Annotated in this window: 21 protein-coding genes and 1 riboswitch; of the genes, 6 read left to right on the forward strand and 15 right to left on the reverse strand. The window is 54.9% G+C overall.

What is annotated here, in order from left to right:
- Window positions 1-22 precede the first annotated feature (22 nt).
- Window positions 23-1,834, reverse strand: a complete 1,812-nt coding sequence (locus tag MCG44_RS08295) for a SpoIID/LytB domain-containing protein (protein WP_240287694.1) — start codon at window positions 1,832-1,834, stop codon at window positions 23-25.
- A gap of 66 nt (window positions 1,835-1,900) precedes the next feature.
- Window positions 1,901-2,080: riboswitch (Lysine riboswitch) on the forward strand.
- 164 nt (window positions 2,081-2,244) lie between these two features.
- On the opposite strand from MCG44_RS08295, the gene asd reads away from it, so the two are divergent.
- Genes asd through dapB form a run of 3 tightly spaced genes read left to right on the forward strand, consistent with a single transcriptional unit; the run spans window position 2,245 to window position 5,046 of the window.
- Complete coding sequence (asd, locus tag MCG44_RS08300) at window positions 2,245-3,333, forward strand: aspartate-semialdehyde dehydrogenase (RefSeq protein ID WP_147571760.1); 1,089 nt, start codon at window positions 2,245-2,247, stop codon at window positions 3,331-3,333.
- Between the two features lie 53 nt (window positions 3,334-3,386).
- Window positions 3,387-4,277, forward strand: coding sequence for a 4-hydroxy-tetrahydrodipicolinate synthase (dapA, locus tag MCG44_RS08305; RefSeq protein WP_147571759.1), 891 nt, complete (start codon window positions 3,387-3,389; stop codon window positions 4,275-4,277).
- 13 nt (window positions 4,278-4,290) lie between these two features.
- Window positions 4,291-5,046 (forward strand): 4-hydroxy-tetrahydrodipicolinate reductase, encoded by a 756-nt coding sequence (gene dapB / locus MCG44_RS08310; RefSeq protein ID WP_147571758.1) that lies wholly within the window; start codon window positions 4,291-4,293, stop codon window positions 5,044-5,046.
- Between the two features lie 100 nt (window positions 5,047-5,146).
- Here dapB and MCG44_RS08315 read toward each other — a convergent pair whose 3' ends face one another.
- From MCG44_RS08315 to ruvC, 8 genes are all read right to left on the reverse strand, one after another.
- Window positions 5,147-5,428 (reverse strand): zinc-ribbon domain containing protein, encoded by a 282-nt coding sequence (locus tag MCG44_RS08315; RefSeq protein ID WP_147571757.1) that lies wholly within the window; start codon window positions 5,426-5,428, stop codon window positions 5,147-5,149.
- 93 nt (window positions 5,429-5,521) lie between these two features.
- Window positions 5,522-6,130, reverse strand: coding sequence for a sigma-70 family RNA polymerase sigma factor (locus MCG44_RS08320; RefSeq protein WP_240287696.1), 609 nt, complete (start codon window positions 6,128-6,130; stop codon window positions 5,522-5,524).
- A gap of 85 nt (window positions 6,131-6,215) precedes the next feature.
- The gene (glmM, locus tag MCG44_RS08325) at window positions 6,216-7,574 is read right to left on the reverse strand and encodes a phosphoglucosamine mutase (RefSeq protein ID WP_147571756.1); all 1,359 of its coding nucleotides are present in this window, start codon (window positions 7,572-7,574) and stop codon (window positions 6,216-6,218) included.
- 34 nt (window positions 7,575-7,608) lie between these two features.
- Window positions 7,609-8,682: a Holliday junction branch migration DNA helicase RuvB gene (ruvB, locus tag MCG44_RS08330; protein ID WP_240287698.1), complete on the reverse strand. Its 1,074-nt coding sequence runs from the start codon at window positions 8,680-8,682 to the stop codon at window positions 7,609-7,611.
- 21 nt (window positions 8,683-8,703) lie between these two features.
- On the reverse strand, window positions 8,704-9,036 hold the full coding sequence (locus tag MCG44_RS08335; RefSeq protein WP_186852549.1) for a DUF6054 family protein: 333 nt from the start codon (window positions 9,034-9,036) through the stop codon (window positions 8,704-8,706).
- 106 nt (window positions 9,037-9,142) lie between these two features.
- Window positions 9,143-9,751: a Holliday junction branch migration protein RuvA gene (gene ruvA / locus MCG44_RS08340; RefSeq protein ID WP_240287700.1), complete on the reverse strand. Its 609-nt coding sequence runs from the start codon at window positions 9,749-9,751 to the stop codon at window positions 9,143-9,145.
- Between the two features lie 33 nt (window positions 9,752-9,784).
- Complete coding sequence (locus tag MCG44_RS08345; protein WP_240287702.1) at window positions 9,785-10,216, reverse strand: hypothetical protein; 432 nt, start codon at window positions 10,214-10,216, stop codon at window positions 9,785-9,787.
- 4 nt (window positions 10,217-10,220) lie between these two features.
- The gene (gene ruvC, locus MCG44_RS08350) at window positions 10,221-10,742 is read right to left on the reverse strand and encodes a crossover junction endodeoxyribonuclease RuvC (RefSeq protein WP_147572012.1); all 522 of its coding nucleotides are present in this window, start codon (window positions 10,740-10,742) and stop codon (window positions 10,221-10,223) included.
- Between the two features lie 199 nt (window positions 10,743-10,941).
- Here ruvC and MCG44_RS08355 point away from each other — a divergent pair, with 199 nt between their 5' ends.
- From MCG44_RS08355 to MCG44_RS08365, 3 genes are read left to right on the forward strand one after another with little or no spacing between them, the layout of a single operon-like run.
- A complete protein-coding gene (locus MCG44_RS08355; protein ID WP_147571749.1) occupies window positions 10,942-11,445 on the forward strand; it encodes an RNA polymerase sigma factor in 504 nt (167 codons plus the stop codon).
- Window positions 11,438-12,979 carry a hypothetical protein gene (locus MCG44_RS08360; RefSeq protein WP_240287704.1) on the forward strand — a complete coding sequence of 514 codons (1,542 nt, stop codon included), beginning with the start codon at window positions 11,438-11,440 and terminating at the stop codon, window positions 12,977-12,979. Before MCG44_RS08355 ends, MCG44_RS08360 begins: the two co-directional genes overlap by 8 nt.
- Window positions 12,980-13,037: 58 nt before the next feature.
- Entirely contained in the window at window positions 13,038-13,583 is a 546-nt protein-coding gene (locus tag MCG44_RS08365; protein ID WP_186852546.1) for a nitroreductase family protein, read from the forward strand.
- A 49-nt stretch (window positions 13,584-13,632) separates the two neighbouring features.
- Here the strand turns inward: MCG44_RS08365 and MCG44_RS08370 are convergent, their stop codons facing one another.
- From MCG44_RS08370 to hisA, 6 genes are all read right to left on the reverse strand, one after another.
- Window positions 13,633-14,349, reverse strand: a complete 717-nt coding sequence (locus MCG44_RS08370; protein WP_240287705.1) for a Bax inhibitor-1 family protein — start codon at window positions 14,347-14,349, stop codon at window positions 13,633-13,635.
- Window positions 14,350-14,363: 14 nt separating this feature from the next.
- A complete protein-coding gene (gene hisE, locus MCG44_RS08375; RefSeq protein WP_147571745.1) occupies window positions 14,364-14,690 on the reverse strand; it encodes a phosphoribosyl-ATP diphosphatase in 327 nt (108 codons plus the stop codon).
- 61 nt (window positions 14,691-14,751) lie between these two features.
- Entirely contained in the window at window positions 14,752-15,072 is a 321-nt protein-coding gene (gene hisI / locus MCG44_RS08380; RefSeq protein ID WP_147571744.1) for a phosphoribosyl-AMP cyclohydrolase, read from the reverse strand.
- A gap of 5 nt (window positions 15,073-15,077) precedes the next feature.
- Window positions 15,078-15,833 (reverse strand): imidazole glycerol phosphate synthase subunit HisF, encoded by a 756-nt coding sequence (gene hisF, locus MCG44_RS08385; RefSeq protein WP_186852545.1) that lies wholly within the window; start codon window positions 15,831-15,833, stop codon window positions 15,078-15,080.
- Window positions 15,827-16,327 (reverse strand): DNA topology modulation protein FlaR, encoded by a 501-nt coding sequence (locus MCG44_RS08390; protein ID WP_147571742.1) that lies wholly within the window; start codon window positions 16,325-16,327, stop codon window positions 15,827-15,829. Before MCG44_RS08390 ends, hisF begins: the two co-directional genes overlap by 7 nt.
- Window positions 16,324-17,043: a 1-(5-phosphoribosyl)-5-[(5-phosphoribosylamino)methylideneamino]imidazole-4-carboxamide isomerase gene (hisA, locus tag MCG44_RS08395; protein ID WP_147571741.1), complete on the reverse strand. Its 720-nt coding sequence runs from the start codon at window positions 17,041-17,043 to the stop codon at window positions 16,324-16,326. Before hisA ends, MCG44_RS08390 begins: the two co-directional genes overlap by 4 nt.
- Window positions 17,044-17,096: the final 53 nt, after the last annotated feature.

Raw genomic sequence — 17,096 nt, forward strand, 5'->3', positions numbered from 1 at the left:
CAGTTTACGCCTTTCTCTTCTTTTAATAGGCGTCCACTTGGACGCCAGGAAAATAAAATTTCAGTATCTCGTCATAGTCAAACCCTTCGCGGGCCATGGCGTTGGCACCAAATTGGCTCATTCCCAATTGGTGCCCCCAGCCCGCTCCGTCAAATACATAAGTATCTCCAGAGACGGTCACTGTGCCGCCTCCCACATTGGTCCCGGAGGCACCGGTATTCCCCTCCGACAGCGAGCTAATCTTTCCAGAACCGGAGATCACATACAGATCGCTTCCAGCTCCAGATACCGAACCGGTACCAGAAATCACATATACATCGTCCGTACCACTCAGTGTACCGGAACCATTGACCGCATAGCTTCCAGATCCGTTTCCGGCTGGCTGGCTGGCCATCTTTCCATTTACTGTAAACCGGATCGACTTAACACCAAAATTTCCTCGGATACCCATATCTATGCCGCCAGAGGATGCACTTGGCTTGAACGTGTTGCTGTTCCCATTTTTCCAGTGTACCTGAAGTCGAATGACGTTTCCCATCTCAGAGTAGGTCAGTTCTAGGTAATCGATGGAAGTACCAACCCCAAAGCCGTTGCTCTGAAGTTTACTGGTCAGCTCCTCTGAGGTATAGGTAACCGTCCAGGGAGAATAGGGATTTAAGTCGTCTACTAGGGATTCGTAAGGATCTATCACACCCTTCAGGTAGGGATGGGTGTTGACTGTATCCGTCCCCCAGACATTCTTTGCGTCCTCTGTGGCTCCGCCCGCGCTGGAGGAATATACGGTCTCTGCCAATTTTCCGTTATAGAGAACCACCTGGCCCGCTGTTTCCTCTACCGCCTGGTCGCTTACCTCACTGGGGCCGGAGTTGGAACGTCCATCTCCGCAACCATGGTATGCCTGACATTCCGTACTGCCACATACGTCAAATCCGTAGCTCTGGTGCCGGCCCATGTTCCTCAGAACATAAGTCCTGGCACAGGTGGCTTGGGCCTTCAGGGCCTCCAAGGGCCAGGTGCGGCCCATCTCATAACAGACCACACCCTTTACATAGTCCTCCAGCTCCACCACATTGACTACCGAGATATTTCCTCCATTGAGGCGCTGATAAAGAAAGCCACCTCGGTATTTATAATTGGAGAACCAAGTCCTGACATCCTCTGCTCCGGTCACGTCTGGCAGGATCGCCAGGATACCACCTGTTCCCTGGTCAAATTGAAACAGGATATGATCCGTCCCTGTTTCCACAATACTCATTCCGTAGGAAGTAGTCCCTACAACGGTCCCCTCCCCTAAGGTATCGATTGCGTCCAGCGCCTCGCCCTTTGAGAGATAGGCTCCCACCCGAACCTGGTATTCTCCATCTATCCAGGCCACGAAGCCATCCTCATAGTCTTCCGCGTCCCGCCGTGCGTCCTCGTAGTCTCCATACCCGCTATCGATCAAAATATGATAGCAGCCCACCGCGATATTGCTGGTAATGGAGGAGGAGTAGGTAGTCTTGCCCAACGAGGCGTCCCGTCCATAGTAGAGGTTTTGTGTCTTAAGCACCGCCACCTGGTCAATGTCCTTCTCCGTCCGTCCCAGCTCAACGAAATCCATATTCCCGTCGTAGTAGCCGAAGCGGAAACCGGCGCCATACCCTGTATTATTTTGGAGGTGAGCGGCCTCCAGCTCTCCCGTTTCTACGTACTGGTACGAGGATGCCAGCCCTACACGGATCATAACCTCACCGTCACTGTTGGTTCTTACGGCCCATCCGGTGGGGACTGCCAGGGTTATTGCAAGTACAGCGGCGGCAAGCCGCATCCAATTTCTCCTCATGGTCTGCTCCATTTCTCCACTTCTGCGGTTTTGTACTATTGACACCGACCTTCAAACGTGATAGGATAGGGTCAAATTCTGCAAGATAGAGGTGCGGCTACATCAGTAGACATGGCCAGGGAGCCGGTTCCCGCTGATCCATGTTCAAAGGGGACGCCGCCGAAGAGCTGCTCTTCCGGTCAAGAGTTTGCTCTGGTCGTCTGGTTAACAGCCAGCCGACTGTCATCAGGGTCAGGCTGATGGAGAGCTGTCTGCTTTTGTGAATATTTTGCCGGTCGAGCAATTTGCTCTTAGTCGACATTATAGTACAAAATCAGCCGCTTGAAAAGCCGCTGATTTATTTTTTTCTTTTCCCTGGTCGACTCATCTATGTTCAGACTTTGTCATACCCTTATATAAGAGAGATTTGGAGGTTGCTTTACATGGAAAAGTATAAAGTAGGTATCATTGGCGGAACCGGTATGGTTGGTCAGCGTTTCATCACACTGATGGAGGGTCATCCCTGGTTCCAGCTTACAGTCATCGCAGCCAGCCCCCGTTCTGCTGGAAAGACCTATGAGCAGGCTGTCTCCGGACGTTGGGCCATGGAGAAACCCATTCCTGAAGAGGCCAAGGGCTTGGTTGTCATGGATGCTCAGGCCGACGTGGAGAAGATCGCCGGTCTGGTGGACTTCGTATTCTGTGCTGTTGATATGAAGAAGGATGAAATCCGCGCTTTGGAGGAGCGGTACGCCAAAGCCGAGTGTCCCGTGGTCTCCAACAACTCCGCCCACCGTTGGACCGATGACGTGCCAATGGTGGTCCCCGAGATGAATCCTCAGCATATTGAGATCATCCCCGCACAGCGCCGCCGCCTAGGCACCAAACGCGGCTTTATCGCCGTCAAGTCCAACTGCTCTATCCAGTCTTATGCTCCCGCCATCACCCCCCTGCTGAAGTACGGTGTGGAAAAGGTCCTGGTCTGTACCTATCAGGCCATCTCTGGCGCCGGCAAGACCTTTGAGCGTTGGCCCGAAATGGTCGATAACCTGATCCCTTATATCGGTGGCGAGGAGGAAAAGAGCGAGCAGGAGCCGTTGAAGATCTGGGGACGCATCGAGAACGATAAATTTGTCAAGGCGGATGGCCCCTCCATCACCGCCCAGTGTCTGCGCGTCCCAGTATCCGACGGACACACCGCCGCCGTATTTATCAAGTTTTCCGGTGAAAAGCCCTCCATCGAGCAGATCAAGTTAGACTGGGCCAATTTCAAGGGCAGAGCCCAGGAGCTGGAGCTTCCCTCCGCGCCCAAGCAGTTTATCCATTACTTCGAGGAGCCAGACCGTCCCCAGGCCAAGCTGGACCGTGAGCTGGAAGGCGGAATGGCGGTTTCCATGGGGCGGCTCCGTGAGGACACACAGTATGACTATAAGTTCGTGGGCCTGTCCCACAATACCCTGCGGGGTGCTGCAGGCGGCGCTGTCCTGTTGGCCGAGCTGCTGTGCGCCGAGGGCTATATCGATCATAGGTGAGCCAGGAGGTCACCCTCCTTACTTCCCGCATTTGAAGAAAGGGTGTATTGTTTATGAGAAGTCCTGTTTTTACCGGTTCCTGTCCCGCGCTGGTCACTCCCTTTGACCAAAACGGCAGCATCAACTACGACGCCTTCGGAAAGCTGATCGACGACCAGATCGCCGCCGGCGTGGATGCGGTGTGTGTCTGCGGCACCACTGGTGAGTCCGCTACCATGTCTATTCGTGAGCACATTGCCGCCGTGGAATTTTGTGTCAAGCGGGTAGATCACCGTGTCAAGGTCATCGCTGGTTCCGGCAGCAACGACACCTCTGCCGCCGTCTACCTGTCCCAGCACGCACAGGATTCCGGTGCAGATGCCCTGCTCCACGTCACCCCCTATTATAACAAGGCAAGCCAGACCGGTCTGATCAAGCACTATGAGTATATTTCCGACCGGACTGACCTTCCCATCATCCTGTATAATGTTCCCAGCCGCACCGGCGTATCCTTTACTGCCGACACCTATAAGGTGCTGTCCGAAAATCCCAAGATCAACGGCGTCAAGGAGGCCAGTGGCAATTTCTCCCTCCTGGCCCATACCCGGTATCTGTGCCCTGACGACTTCTATATCTGGTCCGGCAATGATGACCAAGTGGTCCCTATGATGGCGCTGGGAGCTAAAGGCGTCATCTCTGTGGCCTCTAACATCATCCCTGAGGTCATGGTACAGATGAGCCACTGGTGCCTGGACAATGACTTCGAATCCGCGGCTAAACTCCAGATCGAATATATGGATCTAATCGACGCCCTGTTCTGTGAGGTCAATCCCATCCCCGTCAAGGCGGCTATGAATCTAATGGGGATGGAGGCTGGTTCACTTCGGCTGCCTCTGTGCGATATCTCTGACAAGAATCTGGCCGTACTCCGCACCTCGATGGAGCGGATGGGCCTGCTGAAGTAAGGAGCGTCCACACGTGCTAAAGATAATCATTTCCGGCTGTAATGGTCATATGGGCCGGGTGGTGACCTCTCTCTGTGAGGCAGATCCCCAGGTCCAGGTCGTCGCTGGCTTTGATGTACTAGGCGCCAGTGACCGAGAATTTCCGGTGTACTCCTCCCCTGCCCAATTTCATGGAGAAGCGGATGCTGTCATTGATTTTTCCTCTCCGGCCGCGCTGGATGGTCTGTTGTCCTTTGCCAGGGATACCCGAATTCCCATGATTTTGGCTACCACCGGATATACTCCTGAGCAAGTCGCTCAAATTGGTGCGGCCGCTCTAGAAGTTCCAATCTTCCGCTCGGCTAATATGTCCCTTGGCATCAATGTACTGCTTGAGTTGGTCAAGAAGGCTTCCACAGTATTGGGAGACAGCTATGATATCGAGATCATCGAGCGGCACCACCGCCGCAAGGTAGATGCCCCTTCGGGAACTGCCCTTATGATTGCGGATGCTGCCGCCTCCGCCTGTGGGCATGAAACCGAATACGTCTTTGACCGACACTCCGTCCGTCAACCACGGGATAAAAAGGAGATTGGCATCTCTGCTGTACGTGGAGGCACCATTGTAGGAGAGCATGAGATCATTTTTGCCGGCCACGATGAAGTAATGGAGATCCGTCATATCGCCCATTCCCGTGAGATTTTTGCCAAAGGGGCTCTTGAAGCCGCAAAATTCATGGCCACAGTGGATGCTCCGGGCCTGTACGATATGAGTATGCTAGTCAAATAAGTCCATCAAAAACGCTCGGATGCCGATGTGGCGATCCGAGCGTTTTTGATGGGGCAAGAAAAAGGACGCCCGATTGGGCGCCCTTTTTTCTTGGCAGATATCAGCCCTGCTGCTCACGCATCTTGGCGAAGCAGTCGCTGCAGTAAACAGGACGGTCAGACTTGGGCTCGAAAGGAACCTTAGCCTCACCACCACAGGCAGCGCACACCGCAGTAAAATACTCACGGGGGCCGCGAGCAGCGTTCTTGCGGGCATCACGGCAGGCCTTGCAGCGCTGGGGCTCGTTCTGGAAGCCGCGCTCGGCATAGAACTCCTGCTCACCAGCGGTGAAGGTGAACTCGTTGCCACACTCTTTACATACCAGGATCTTGTCTTCGTACATGGACTTTCCCTCTCTTTGACTCGTTGCCCAAATCAATTCGCTTGGGCGATTGTAATATGCGATCAGCTCACGCTGGATACGCCGGGGATAAAATCACCGCGCCATTTTGCGGCGAATGCGTTGGATGGCGTTGTCTACCGACTTTTGGGAGCGGTCTACCTGCTTTGCAATCTCTCCACAGGAGAGGCCGTTTAAATAGAGCGGCAAAATATTGGCTTCAAGCTCAGACAACTGGCCCTTCAGAGCATCTAGCCGCTCTTTCAGTTCCTCCCTGCCGATGATGACGTCCTCCGGGCTTTCCACGATGGAAAACAGTCGCGCGTTGGTCCCGTCAAAAAGAGGGGGTTCAAAAGAGATGCTGTGATTCAATGGGGAATGCTTGCCGCCTTGGGCGGCTCGGACAGCAGTAATCAGACGGCTTCGGATACAAATTTCAGCATAAGTGCGAAAAGCCGTGTCCCGCCGGAGATCAAAGCCACGGATGGCAGTCAGTAGGCCCAACATACCTTCCTGGATCAGGTCCTCGCTATCCCCGCCTGCTAAGAACAGAGGGCGGGCACAAGCACGTACCAGCTGACCATATCGAAGGACCAATTCATCCTCCGCCTCACGGCAGCCATTGGAGATCTGCTGACATAATTCCTCATCGGACAAACTCTGGAATCGCGTTACTTCCATATCAATAGGATGGCTCTTAATCATAATAAACAAAATCAACGGATTTGTCAAGCCCTTGGCAGAAATATTTTGTCAAAACCTCCAAGCTCGACCATATCCGATTCATCTTTTATAGTTGGGGGATCAGATCTGCCAGCCGTTTGGCAGCCGCCTGGGCAATCTCCTCTGTCTTGGCCTCCACCATCACCCGCATCAGGGCCTCGGTTCCTGACGGGCGGACCAGCACCCGGCCCTCGCCGTTTAGGGCGCTCTCCTCCTGCTGGACAGCCTGGGCCAGTAACGGGCTGGCCATCGCCGACTTTTTTACATCGTTATCCGTGACCGGAACATTGATAAGCACCTGTGGGAAACGGGGACAGCATCCAAACAGCTCCGAAGCCCTTTTTCCACTCTCCTTCAGCAGGGCCAACATCTGTAACGCAGTCAACTGGCCGTCGCCAGTAGTTGCGTACTCCAGGAAAATCATGTGGCCAGACTGCTCGCCGCCTAGACGGTACCCCTTTTCCAGCATCCGCTCTAGAACATTCCGATCGCCTACCGCAGTACATTCCAGGTCCATACCTTTTTCCTTGCTGTAAAGATGTAGGCCCAGATTGGACATGACAGTGGCCACGATGGCATTCCCAGGCAGCTTTCCCTTGGCTTTCATATCCAGTCCACAGGCGGCCATGATCTGATCCCCGTCGATGAGATTTCCCAGTTCATCGACCGCCAGACATCGGTCCGCGTCCCCATCAAAGGCGATGCCAATGTCGTAGCCGCCTGCCTTGACCATAGCGGCCAATCCATCAATATGGGTAGAGCCGCACTTTTCGTTGATATTGATTCCATCCGGGTCGGCGTTGATGACGTCGGTACGCAGCTTAGAGAAGCGGTCAAACAGCCGCGCGGCAGTGGTAGAGGCCGCTCCGTTGGCACAGTCTACAAGGATACGCAGGCCACCCAGGGTGGAGTCTATAGTGCTCTCCAGGTGGTCGATGTAGTCCTCGCTGGCCTTGGGGGCCACATAGCTCACCTTGCCAATATCGCCACCTGTTTTCATAGGGACATTGTTGTGGCCAAAGAGGACAATATCCTCGATTTTTTCCTCCAGTTCATCGGACAGCTTGAAGCCCTGGCCGTTGAAGATCTTGATGCCGTTGTGCTCAAATGGATTGTGACTGGCGGAGATAACGATGCCAGCGTCCGCCCCCTCGTCCACAGTCACCCAGGCCACGCCTGGGGTGGGAAGAGTGCCCAAGTCCAGCACATCGGCCCCAGCAGTGCACAGCCCAGCGATGAGGGAGCCTTTCAGCAGATCCCCGGAGATCCGGGTATCCTTCCCGATGGTAACCAGAGGCTTCTCCCCCGGTTTTTTGTCCTTGGACAGCACAATAGCGGCAGCCAGTCCTACTTTATACGCCAAATCGGCATCAAGCCCGGCGTTGACTACGCCGCGGATTCCGTCAGTCCCAAATAATTTACCCATAAATTCGCACCTCTATCATACAAAATGTGTCAAGTCAGAATGTCAGTTGATCCAGCTGGTCCACGGCTGCCGCTCCCGCGACAGGCAGTCCTAAATGTCGATAGGCTTTTTCCGTGACGCACCGCCCTCTTGGGGTACGGGTGAGGAAGCCAAGCTGCATCAGATAGGGCTCATAAACGTCCTCTAGGGTAACAGCCTCCTCGTTGATGGTAGCGGCCAGAGTATCTAACCCCACTGGTCCCCCCCGATAGTTTTCAATAATAGAGCGAAGCATCCGGTGATCGATGGAATCCAGCCCCAGGTAGTCGATCTCCAGGGCGGTGAGGGCTTCATCAGCCACCTTCTTGGTGATGACACCGCCAGCCCTCACCTGGGCGAAGTCCCGTACCCGGCGTAGCATTCGGTTGGCGATGCGGGGGGTTCCACGGCTACGGCGCGCGATCTCCATGGCCCCGTCGGCTTCAATGGGCACCTCCAAGATGCCGGCGGATCGGGTAACGATCAACGCCAGTTCCGCCGGGGTATAGAGTTCAAGCCTTAAGGTCACACCGAACCGGTCCCGCAATGGGGCAGACAGTTGGCCAGCCCTGGTAGTAGCCCCAATCAGGGTAAACTTGGGCAGGTCCAAGCGGATAGAGTTGGCCGATGGGCCCTTGCCGATGATGATGTCGATGGCGTAGTCCTCCATGGCCGGGTACAGAACCTCCTCCACCGAGCGGTTGAGGCGGTGGATCTCATCCACAAAGAGTATGTCGTTCTCATTCAGGTTGGTGAGCAGGGCAGCCAGGTCCCCAGCCTTTTCAATGGCGGGGCCAGAGGTAATGCGCACATTGACCCCCATCTCGTTGGCGATAATGCCGCTAAGGGTAGTCTTACCTAATCCGGGTGGTCCGTGGAGGAGCACATGGTCCAGGGGCTCATGGCGCATCTTGGCCGCCTGGATGAACACCTCCAGGTTTCCCTTTGCCTTCTCCTGGCCGATATACTCCCGGAGGGTTCTGGGCCGAAGAGAATACTCCCCCTCGTCCTCCCTGGTGAGAGAGGTGGTCACCAGCGGTTCACCCGGCTCCTCACGGTCAAATTCTATGTTGGAAAAATCGATTGCCATGGGTTCACTTCCTGTTTTATTTTAGAGCTTTTCCGCCAGATCCCGGAGGGTATCTAAAAAGGCCTCCTCCCCCCAGGTGTTGAGCTTAAAAAACATGGCCTGGCTGCCGCCAGAGGTGATGGCGGACAGGAACAGCTCATCCCCATCCCCTGCCAAAGTCATGGCCAGGGACACTCGGTTACCACCGCCGAAGCTGTACCGCTCGTACACCCGTACACAGCAGCGCACTCCGGCGGACTGGAAATAACTCTCATCCTCAAAGCTTGCCGACATGCTGGCGTTCAAAATGCCCTCATGGATATACCGCAAGGTGTCGTCAAAGTCCCCATGAAGCCTTACTTCATACTTGGCCATAGCGTTTCACCTCAATCTCTTTTTTGAAATCAGTCCGCCCATAAAATGGCACAAGGTGCCTTGCGTCATATCGGGCCTTCACTACCTCGGAACTCAAGTCCGGCGCTCATCCCTTCATCATCTTTTTCAGGGCCTGCTTGATAATCTCCTCCAGCGCCAGGCTGTCCAAATCGATTCCCTTCAAAGCCAGATTGATCTCTCCCTGGGAATAGCCCAGTACCGCCAAAGCGGCGGACGCCTCTGACAGCTTATTCTCCGGGATGACGGTGATGCCAGTTCCGCCATAGGCCTCTCCCTTGGCAGAGATGGTCTGTCCTTTGGCCAGTTTATCTTTTAATTCCAAAATCACCCTCTGGGCAATTTTTTTGCCGATTCCTTGGGCGCAGGTAAGAGCCTTTTCGTCCCCAGTAATGATGGACAGCGCCAAATTGGCCGGTGTACTGGCAGACAGAATAGACAGCGCCGCCTTGGGTCCCACGCCGGACACAGAGATAAGATGCTGAAACAAGTTCAGCTCCTCCTGGGTGGCGAAGCCGTAGAGCTCCATGGCATCCTCACGGACATTCAGGTATGTAAAAAGTTTTCCCTTGTCTCCTTTTTTCAGCGCTGACAAGGTGTAGCTGGTGGTACGGCAGGCAAACCCTACCCCGCCGCAATCAATCACGGCCAGGTAGGGCTCAATATGGGCCACCGTGCCGCTGAGATAGTAAAACATAAGTTCCTCCGCATACCGCCTTTTGGGCGGTGTTTATTCTTTTAGCAAATACCGTATTTCCCCGGTATAGTAGATCTCCAGTTTAAATTCTAATATGTGGTCCTGCAGATTCAGAAAACCGCTCAACATGGTCAGCCGAAAGCCATAGCTCTCGTCCATAATGTCCAGGGTACCGTCGGAATGCTCCAGCAGGAAGGTCTCCAGGGTCATTTTTTTGCCAGTAAAAGCTCCACAGTTGCCGCACAGGACGTCCTGGTACTCTATTATGTAGATGTAAGAGGACTCCCAGTCCACCCCGGTGAGCTCCACATCCCCATCCACCTGTCCATAGGGGGCGGCGGTGCACACATAGCCGTACTGGGTCACCAGACGCAGGGTATCCTTCTCCGCCTGCAGTTCCATAATATGGGCGTCATGGAGGCTGTACTCCGGTTCTGAAGCGGGCTTTTTGACGATCATCCTCATCCCATTACCTCGTATCGTACTTTTTGGGGTCAAAGACCCGCTCAGTGTTCAGCAGAGATGTGGCCGCCCGGCTGTGGCAGATGGCGATGGCCAGGGCGTCGGCGGCATCGTCAGGCCGGGGGATCTCCTTCATGTTGAGAAGCCGCTGGGTCATGAGCATGACCTGCCGCTTGTCCGCCCCTCCGTAGCCAGCGACAGCTTGTTTCACCTGCATAGGGGTGTACTCAAAGACGGGCACGCCCAGCTTCTCCGCGGCCAGCAGAATGACTCCCCGTCCATGGGCTACGGCGATGCCAGTGGTAATATTTTTGGTAAAAAACAGTTCCTCTACGGCCATCTCGTCCGGATGAAAGGTGTGGATCAGCTCCTCCATATCGTCAGATATCTGACAAAGGCGGCGGGACAGAGGGAGCCCCGGCGGTGTGGTGATGACACCATATTGGAGCAGAGCGTTCCTGCCCCGATCAGCCCGAATGAGGCCAAAGCCAATGGTAGCGACCCCAGGGTCGATGCCTAAGACGACCATAATTCCCTCCGTGTCCATATCAATACATTGTAATGATAACATACTTTTGTTAGAATTGGAAGTTGGAAATAAACTTTGTTTTCAGAGGTGGTCGTCACAGGACTTCAGGGGCTTGCGATCTATCCGTCTAAAAATATTTCTTAAAGCGGTGACATTTGGCCTTCCAGAGTTGAGTTATGGTAGAAAGGAGGTTTTGCCGATGGACGCTAAACCGCTGCGTACGGGCGGCCAAGTGGAGGATATCCTGGTCCGCTATCAAAATACGGTATACGGTCTGGCTCTGGCTAGGACCGGCAGCCGAGCAGACGCAGAGGATGTATTTCAGGAGGTCTTTCTCGCTTACTTCCAATCAAACAAAGCTTTTCGAGATGAGGAACATCAAAAGGCATGGCTGCTTCGGACCACGATCAATTTCTGCCGGCGGGTCACCTCCTCCAGTTGGAGGAAAAGGACGGTCCCTCTTTCCCAGCGGGAAGACAGGCCTCTTCCCTTCCAGTCCGCGGAAGAAAACTCCGTGTGGCAGGCTGTGATGGAGCTGGAGGAGTCCCTCCGTGTCCCCATCTACCTCTTTTATTTTCAGGGGCTGACCACACAGGAAATCGCCCGCGCTCTGTCTATCCGTCCTGGTGCGGTCCGAATGCGGTTGTCCCGTGGTCGGGAGAGGCTGCGCCAGACTCTGAAAGGAGATTATTTCGATGAATAAGAATCTGTTTTGCTCCATGCAGAGAAAACTGATACCCAGCCAACAGGCAGTGGACCAACTGAAAGAGCGGCTTGTCCAATCCGCTCCCGCCGGACGGCAGCCCATCCCCTGGAAGTATGGGGCGCTGGCTGCCTGCGCCGCTTTATTGATCGCCGCGTATCCCATTTATCACACACTCTCCCCCACACTTCATCCTGTGTTGGATGGTGGTCAGGGCGGATATGGCACCTATGAGATAGCCAACGAGGATGCCTATGGCGAAATCGGGACGGAGCTGCCCCGGCTTAACATCTGGGATACCCAGGCACCATCCCAAGCCAGCGCGCACAGCTACGCCGCTGGAGAGGGGGTAAACCGAGAGGTTACTCAGTCCGACTTGGAGACCCTGCTGGGCGGCTTTATTCCCCAGGTATTGGGGTGGGAGGGGTTTGACCAGCTCTCCGGTATGTTAGCCTTCGGACCGGGGCACGGCGACCCCTTGGACACGCTGTTTTATGGTCACTTCTATGCCGACTGCGACTGGGGTAAGCTGACCCTAATGGTAGGAGGTCTAGGCACCAAGGTCTCTCCTGATGCCATTGGCCGCCCGGAGGGCTATCCGGGGGATGCCCTCACAGTCATCGAGGGTATCGAGGTCTTGGCAGCCCGATTCACCGATCTGGACGGCACAAACTATGGAGAGGTGTCCTTTACCACTAGGGACGGTTACAGCGTTTTTTACGCGGTAAACACTCCATCCCCGGAGCAGACGGAGGAACTTCTCGCCCGGCTGGTTCAGCTTGCGGTGTTGGAGGACGGCCTATCCCCTGAGGCTCTGGCCCCCGACCCTGACGCCTATGCCCAGGGCAGAGGAGAAACCGACCCCATGGAATCCAAAGACGCGGCCGCGCCGCCTCCTCTAGCCGGGGTATCTGCCTGGCAGAGTCAGCCTTGGTTCGGTGGATACTATTATGACAATGACACTGGCCGGTACGTCATCGTGCAGGTAGAGGGTCAGCCGCTCCCTGACCTGGACTTCGGAAACGCCGTCTTTGTCCCTGGAAAATATTCTTACACCTGCCTCAGCGGGCTGATGGACCAGCTCAACGAGCTTGTCCGTACTGACCCAGTGTGCAAGGCTGTCATGTCTGGCTGGTGGATCAATGAGATCGACAACCGTATCGACCTGACCATCACAGAGGAAGATCCCCATCTGCTGGCCATTCTGGCCCAGCTGGACCCGGAGGGGGACGCTGTCCAGGTCTCTCTGGGCGGTTTTGCTGCTACAGACGAGGATGTGTCCGTGTCCTATCAGGTCCTTCCCAGCGCCCTTCCAGGCAGCCTACGAGACGGAGATCCGGCAGGCTGCCCCACTTCGGAGGAACCAATAGTCATCGAACCTACCGAGCCACAGGACGGTGGGGAAGTCAGTCAGCCGGCCCGTGAGGATTTAGCGCAGGAGCCCTTCTGTAATCAGACTGCCTCCTCCTACTCCGGCAGCATACCTTCAGGCGCACGGGCGGCGAATACCGGGTCCTATGAGCCCCAGGCTTGACAATCCCTTTCGGGCGAGATACCATGAATACAGCTTATGAGAAAAGGAGCGTGTCGATATGGACGCCCAACGGTGTATTTTGACCCGGCGCAGCGTGCGCCAGTTTGCTGACCGGCCGGTCAGCCGCGAGCTGCTGGAGAAAGTCGTTTCTCTGGCCTCCTATGCCCCAAGCTGGAAAAACACTCAGATCAGCCGCTATATCGCCATCGAGGATCCGGCCACACGGGAAACCATCGCTTCGGAGTACTGTCTGCCAGGGGCTAACAACCCCACCATTATCCGTGCTTGTCCCCTGCTTGTGGCCCAAACCTTCGTGAAGGCACGCAGCGGCTATGAGCGGGACGGCAGCTTTACCACAGACCGAGAGGCCGGTTGGCAGTATTACGACTGCGGTATCGCAGCCCAGACCTTCTGCTTGGCCGCTCATGAATTAGGGCTAGGTACCGTCATCATGGGAATCTTTGACCGGAAGAGGCTTCAAGCCTATCTAGAGGTGCCAGAGGATCAAGAGCTGATGGCCCTCATCGCGGTCGGCTGGCCAGGAGGGGCCGAGCTGACTGCTCCAAAGCGGAAGGACGTAGACATTCTGCTCTCCTATCGATAAATTGAGACAAAAAGCTCCCCAGTGCTAATTTAGCACCGGGGAGCTTTTTTTACCGTCTGCGATTTCCCAGGAAACGAAGGAGATATAAAAACAGGTTCAGGAAATCCAGATAAAGCTGCAAAGCGGAGAAGATAGACGCCTTGGCCAGCATGTCGGGATAGCTGGCATAATATTGATAGAAAGCCTTGATCTTCTGCGTGTCATAGGCGGTATAGGCCAGGAACACCGCGATGCCGAACAGGCAGGCCACCCGGTCGAACATTGCCAGTCCGGGGATAAACATGGATAAAAGGCCAAAGGCGATGAGGAAAAGCAACCCGAAGAACAGAAACGGCCGCAAATTGGACATGTCCCTGCGTGTCAAAAAGCCGTAGGCAGACAGGGCGCCAAAATAAAGCCCCGTGAGCAGGAAACTCCAAATGACTGACTCTATCTCATAGACAAACAGGTAGATGGACAGTGTAAAACCAAACAGGACGGAGAACAGAACGAATATCAGAACAGCCGTGCTGACCCGCATCCGCTCGATCCTTCGAGCCATGGTAAAAGATAAAATCATTGTAGCCACCAGAGCCAGCAGATGGAGATAGGGGACAGAAACCAAAGCATAGATGGTGAAATAGGACATCCGGCAGGCCAGCGCCGTACCAAAGGTGATTAATAGGCCCAGCATCACCCACAGGAAGGTCTTGGCTGTATACTGACCAAGGGGCTCAACATAACCGCTTGCGTAGCTGCGGTCAAATTCATTGGGATCAAAACTCAATGGAAACACTCCTTTCAGGTCTCATGATCGCTGACATGGAATTGTTTTAAGTTGCCGATCTTGGTGCTGCGGCGATCCAGCTCCTCCATGACCGCCTCCAACGGGATATCCTGTTGGACCATCATAACAGTCAGATGATAGAGAAGATCGGAAATCTCCCCCACCGTTTCCTCCTGCCTGCCGTTCTTGGCGGCAATAATGGTTTCCGAACACTCCTCCCCTACTTTTTTCAATATCTTATCCAGGCCCTTTTCTAACAAATAGCAGGTGTAAGAACCCTCTTGCGGTTGCGCTCTCCGGCTCTCTATCACCCGGTATAGCTGGGCCAAAGTATCATTCATCCTTATCGCTCCCATCCTAGGACAGTTTTCCCTCATTGAAAAAGGATACACTGTGTTTTTATTATATCTCGATTTCCCGGAAAAAGCAACTGTGTGCTCCGGTGTGGCAGGTAGGTCCATCTGGAATGCACAGGTAAAGCAGGGTATCGGTGTCACAGTCTGTCATAATGCGCTTCACATGGAGAAAGTTGCCGGAAGTGCTCCCCTTGTTCCAGAGCTCCTGCCGGCTTCGGCTCCAGAACCAAGCCGTCCCCGTTTCCAGTGTCAGCTCCACCGCTTTTCTATTCGTGAAACCCAGCATCAGGACATCCTTGGTGTCCACATGCTGAATAATCACCGGAATCAGCTCTGACTTTTGAAAAAGGAGGTCTAAATCAAACATATCCATCACCTCACCGGGATATTCTTGCCCCGGAGAAAATCCTTGACCTGGGGCACCGTCAGCTCGCCAAAATGAAACAGGGAAGCCGCCAGGGCCGCATCGCAGCCTGTTTCCTGGAAAACCTGAGCAAAATGCTCCAGAGTGCCGCAGCCGCCGGAGGCGATCACCGGGATCGATACCGCCTGAGTGACCGCACGGGTCATTTCCAGGTCAAAGCCGGCCTTGGTGCCGTCCGCATCCATGGATGTAAGGAGGATCTCCCCCGCGCCCAGAGCTTCCCCCTGTTGAGCCCACTCCACAGCGTCCAGGCCAGTCGGAGTCCGGCCTCCGGCGGTGACCACCTCAAAGGTGCCGTCGGTCCGCTTGCGGGCATCGATGGCCAAAACGACACATTGGGAGCCAAAGCGTTCCGCGGCTCTGGAGATCAGAGTCGGGTCCTGAACCGCAGCCGAATTCACAGATATCTTATCCGCTCCCGCCCGGAGCAGACGCTGAAAATCCTCCAGCGTGCGGATCCCGCCGCCAACGGTCAGCGGAACAAAGACCTGGCTGGCTGTGCGCTCCACCACATCAGCCACCGTATCCCTTTTGTCGCTGGTGGCAGTGATGTCCAAAAAGACGATCTCGTCCGCCCCCTGATCCGAGTAAAATTTGGCCAGCGCCACCGGATCGCCCGCGTCCCGGATGTTGACAAAGTTGACTCCCTTCACCACCCGTCCGTCACGGACATCGAGGCAGGGAATGATTCGTTTGGCTAACATGACAGTCCCTCCAAAAATCGATTGATGGCCCTCTGGTCGTTCAGAACCACCGTCTTGTGGGGATACCGCAAGGCAACCGCTCTATAAAAAGCTCGGTTCCGCCCCTTCCACAGCAGCCAGGCAAGGAATTCCGGGTCCAACTTTTCCAGGCAACCTTCCGCCATATCCTCCCGAGTGCGGCCGTGGTAGATAACATATCTTTTGACCGACCTTACCAGACAGGAAAAGCGGTTCAAAAGTAGGATTATAACACAGTCCGCCTCTTCCAGTCTTCGTTCTTGGAGAAAGGCACTATAATTTCCATCTATAACCCAGCTCTCTTGGGACATAAACTGTTCCACCTGGGACAGGGCTTCTCCCCTGTCCCGTTCTATCCATCCAGCCTCAAACTGCACCTGGTCCAGATGAAGGACAGGACAGCCGTACCGCTTCCCCAACTCCCGGGATAACGTGGACTTTCCGGCCCCGCTGTATCCCAGGACCGCAATCTTCATTCCTGTGTGCCTCCGTCCGCCACCGCCCGCGCCAGATCAATCGTTCCGGCGTAGTACGCCTTGCCAATGATAGCGCCGTACAGTCCCATGGCGGCTAGTACACGGATATCTCCGTTATTCGATACGCCGCCGGAGGCCACGATATGGCAGCCGACGGTCCTCTGCAGCTCCTCCAGTCTTCCAAAGTTGGGGCCGGACAGAGTCCCATCTGTCTCAATATCTGTAAAGATGATCGTCCTTACACCGAGCTTCTCCATGGACCGCGCAAATTCCAGGTAATCCAGGCCAGAGTCCTCTACCCAGCCAGCGGTCTTGACCCGTCCGTCTTTGGTATCGACGCCCACCGCGATCTTATCTCCCCATCGTTTCACAGCGTCGGATACCAGTTGGGGATGGGTGACAGCGGCGGAACCGATGACGGCCCGAGATACGCCCAGGTCAAAGACCTCCTCCAGATCCGACATAGAGCGGATTCCCCCGCCCAGTTCGACATGAAGCCCCACATCTGACACCGCTTGGACGATCTCTCCATTTTTTCTGGTTCCATCTCTGGCTCCATCCAAATCCACAATATGGACCCAGCGAGTTCCAGCGCGCAAAAAGGCCCGTGCCGTCTCCACCGGATCTCTTGCCACCTGGTGGACTGTATCAAAATCCCCCTTGTAGAGTCGGACAACCTTTCTGTCTTTCAAATCGATGGCGGGAAGTATCTGCATAGGACAGCTCCTCCTTTGATTCAGATAAAAGCGGGACGGGGCCACTGGTCCCG

The organism is Lawsonibacter sp. OA9, assembly GCF_022440585.1.

Bases quoted from the DNA above. Each gene is read 5' to 3' on its own strand.
- MCG44_RS08295 (WP_240287694.1), bottom strand. From the start codon at position 1,834: ATGGAGCAGACCATGAGGAGAAATTGGATGCGGCTTGCCGCCGCTGTA.
- asd (WP_147571760.1), top strand. From the start codon at position 2,245: ATGGAAAAGTATAAAGTAGGTATCATTGGCGGAACCGGTATGGTTGGT.
- dapA (WP_147571759.1), top strand. From the start codon at position 3,387: ATGAGAAGTCCTGTTTTTACCGGTTCCTGTCCCGCGCTGGTCACTCCC.
- MCG44_RS08315 (WP_147571757.1), bottom strand. From the start codon at position 5,428: ATGTACGAAGACAAGATCCTGGTATGTAAAGAGTGTGGCAACGAGTTC.
- MCG44_RS08320 (WP_240287696.1), bottom strand. From the start codon at position 6,130: ATGATTAAGAGCCATCCTATTGATATGGAAGTAACGCGATTCCAGAGT.
- glmM (WP_147571756.1), bottom strand. From the start codon at position 7,574: ATGGGTAAATTATTTGGGACTGACGGAATCCGCGGCGTAGTCAACGCC.
- ruvB (WP_240287698.1), bottom strand. From the start codon at position 8,682: ATGGCAATCGATTTTTCCAACATAGAATTTGACCGTGAGGAGCCGGGT.
- MCG44_RS08335 (WP_186852549.1), bottom strand. From the start codon at position 9,036: ATGGCCAAGTATGAAGTAAGGCTTCATGGGGACTTTGACGACACCTTG.
- ruvA (WP_240287700.1), bottom strand. From the start codon at position 9,751: ATGTTTTACTATCTCAGCGGCACGGTGGCCCATATTGAGCCCTACCTG.
- MCG44_RS08345 (WP_240287702.1), bottom strand. From the start codon at position 10,216: ATGAGGATGATCGTCAAAAAGCCCGCTTCAGAACCGGAGTACAGCCTC.
- ruvC (WP_147572012.1), bottom strand. From the start codon at position 10,742: ATGGTCGTCTTAGGCATCGACCCTGGGGTCGCTACCATTGGCTTTGGC.
- MCG44_RS08355 (WP_147571749.1), top strand. From the start codon at position 10,942: ATGGACGCTAAACCGCTGCGTACGGGCGGCCAAGTGGAGGATATCCTG.
- MCG44_RS08360 (WP_240287704.1), top strand. From the start codon at position 11,438: ATGAATAAGAATCTGTTTTGCTCCATGCAGAGAAAACTGATACCCAGC.
- MCG44_RS08365 (WP_186852546.1), top strand. From the start codon at position 13,038: ATGGACGCCCAACGGTGTATTTTGACCCGGCGCAGCGTGCGCCAGTTT.
- hisE (WP_147571745.1), bottom strand. From the start codon at position 14,690: ATGAATGATACTTTGGCCCAGCTATACCGGGTGATAGAGAGCCGGAGA.
- hisI (WP_147571744.1), bottom strand. From the start codon at position 15,072: ATGTTTGATTTAGACCTCCTTTTTCAAAAGTCAGAGCTGATTCCGGTG.
- hisF (WP_186852545.1), bottom strand. From the start codon at position 15,833: ATGTTAGCCAAACGAATCATTCCCTGCCTCGATGTCCGTGACGGACGG.
- MCG44_RS08390 (WP_147571742.1), bottom strand. From the start codon at position 16,327: ATGAAGATTGCGGTCCTGGGATACAGCGGGGCCGGAAAGTCCACGTTA.
- hisA (WP_147571741.1), bottom strand. From the start codon at position 17,043: ATGCAGATACTTCCCGCCATCGATTTGAAAGACAGAAAGGTTGTCCGA.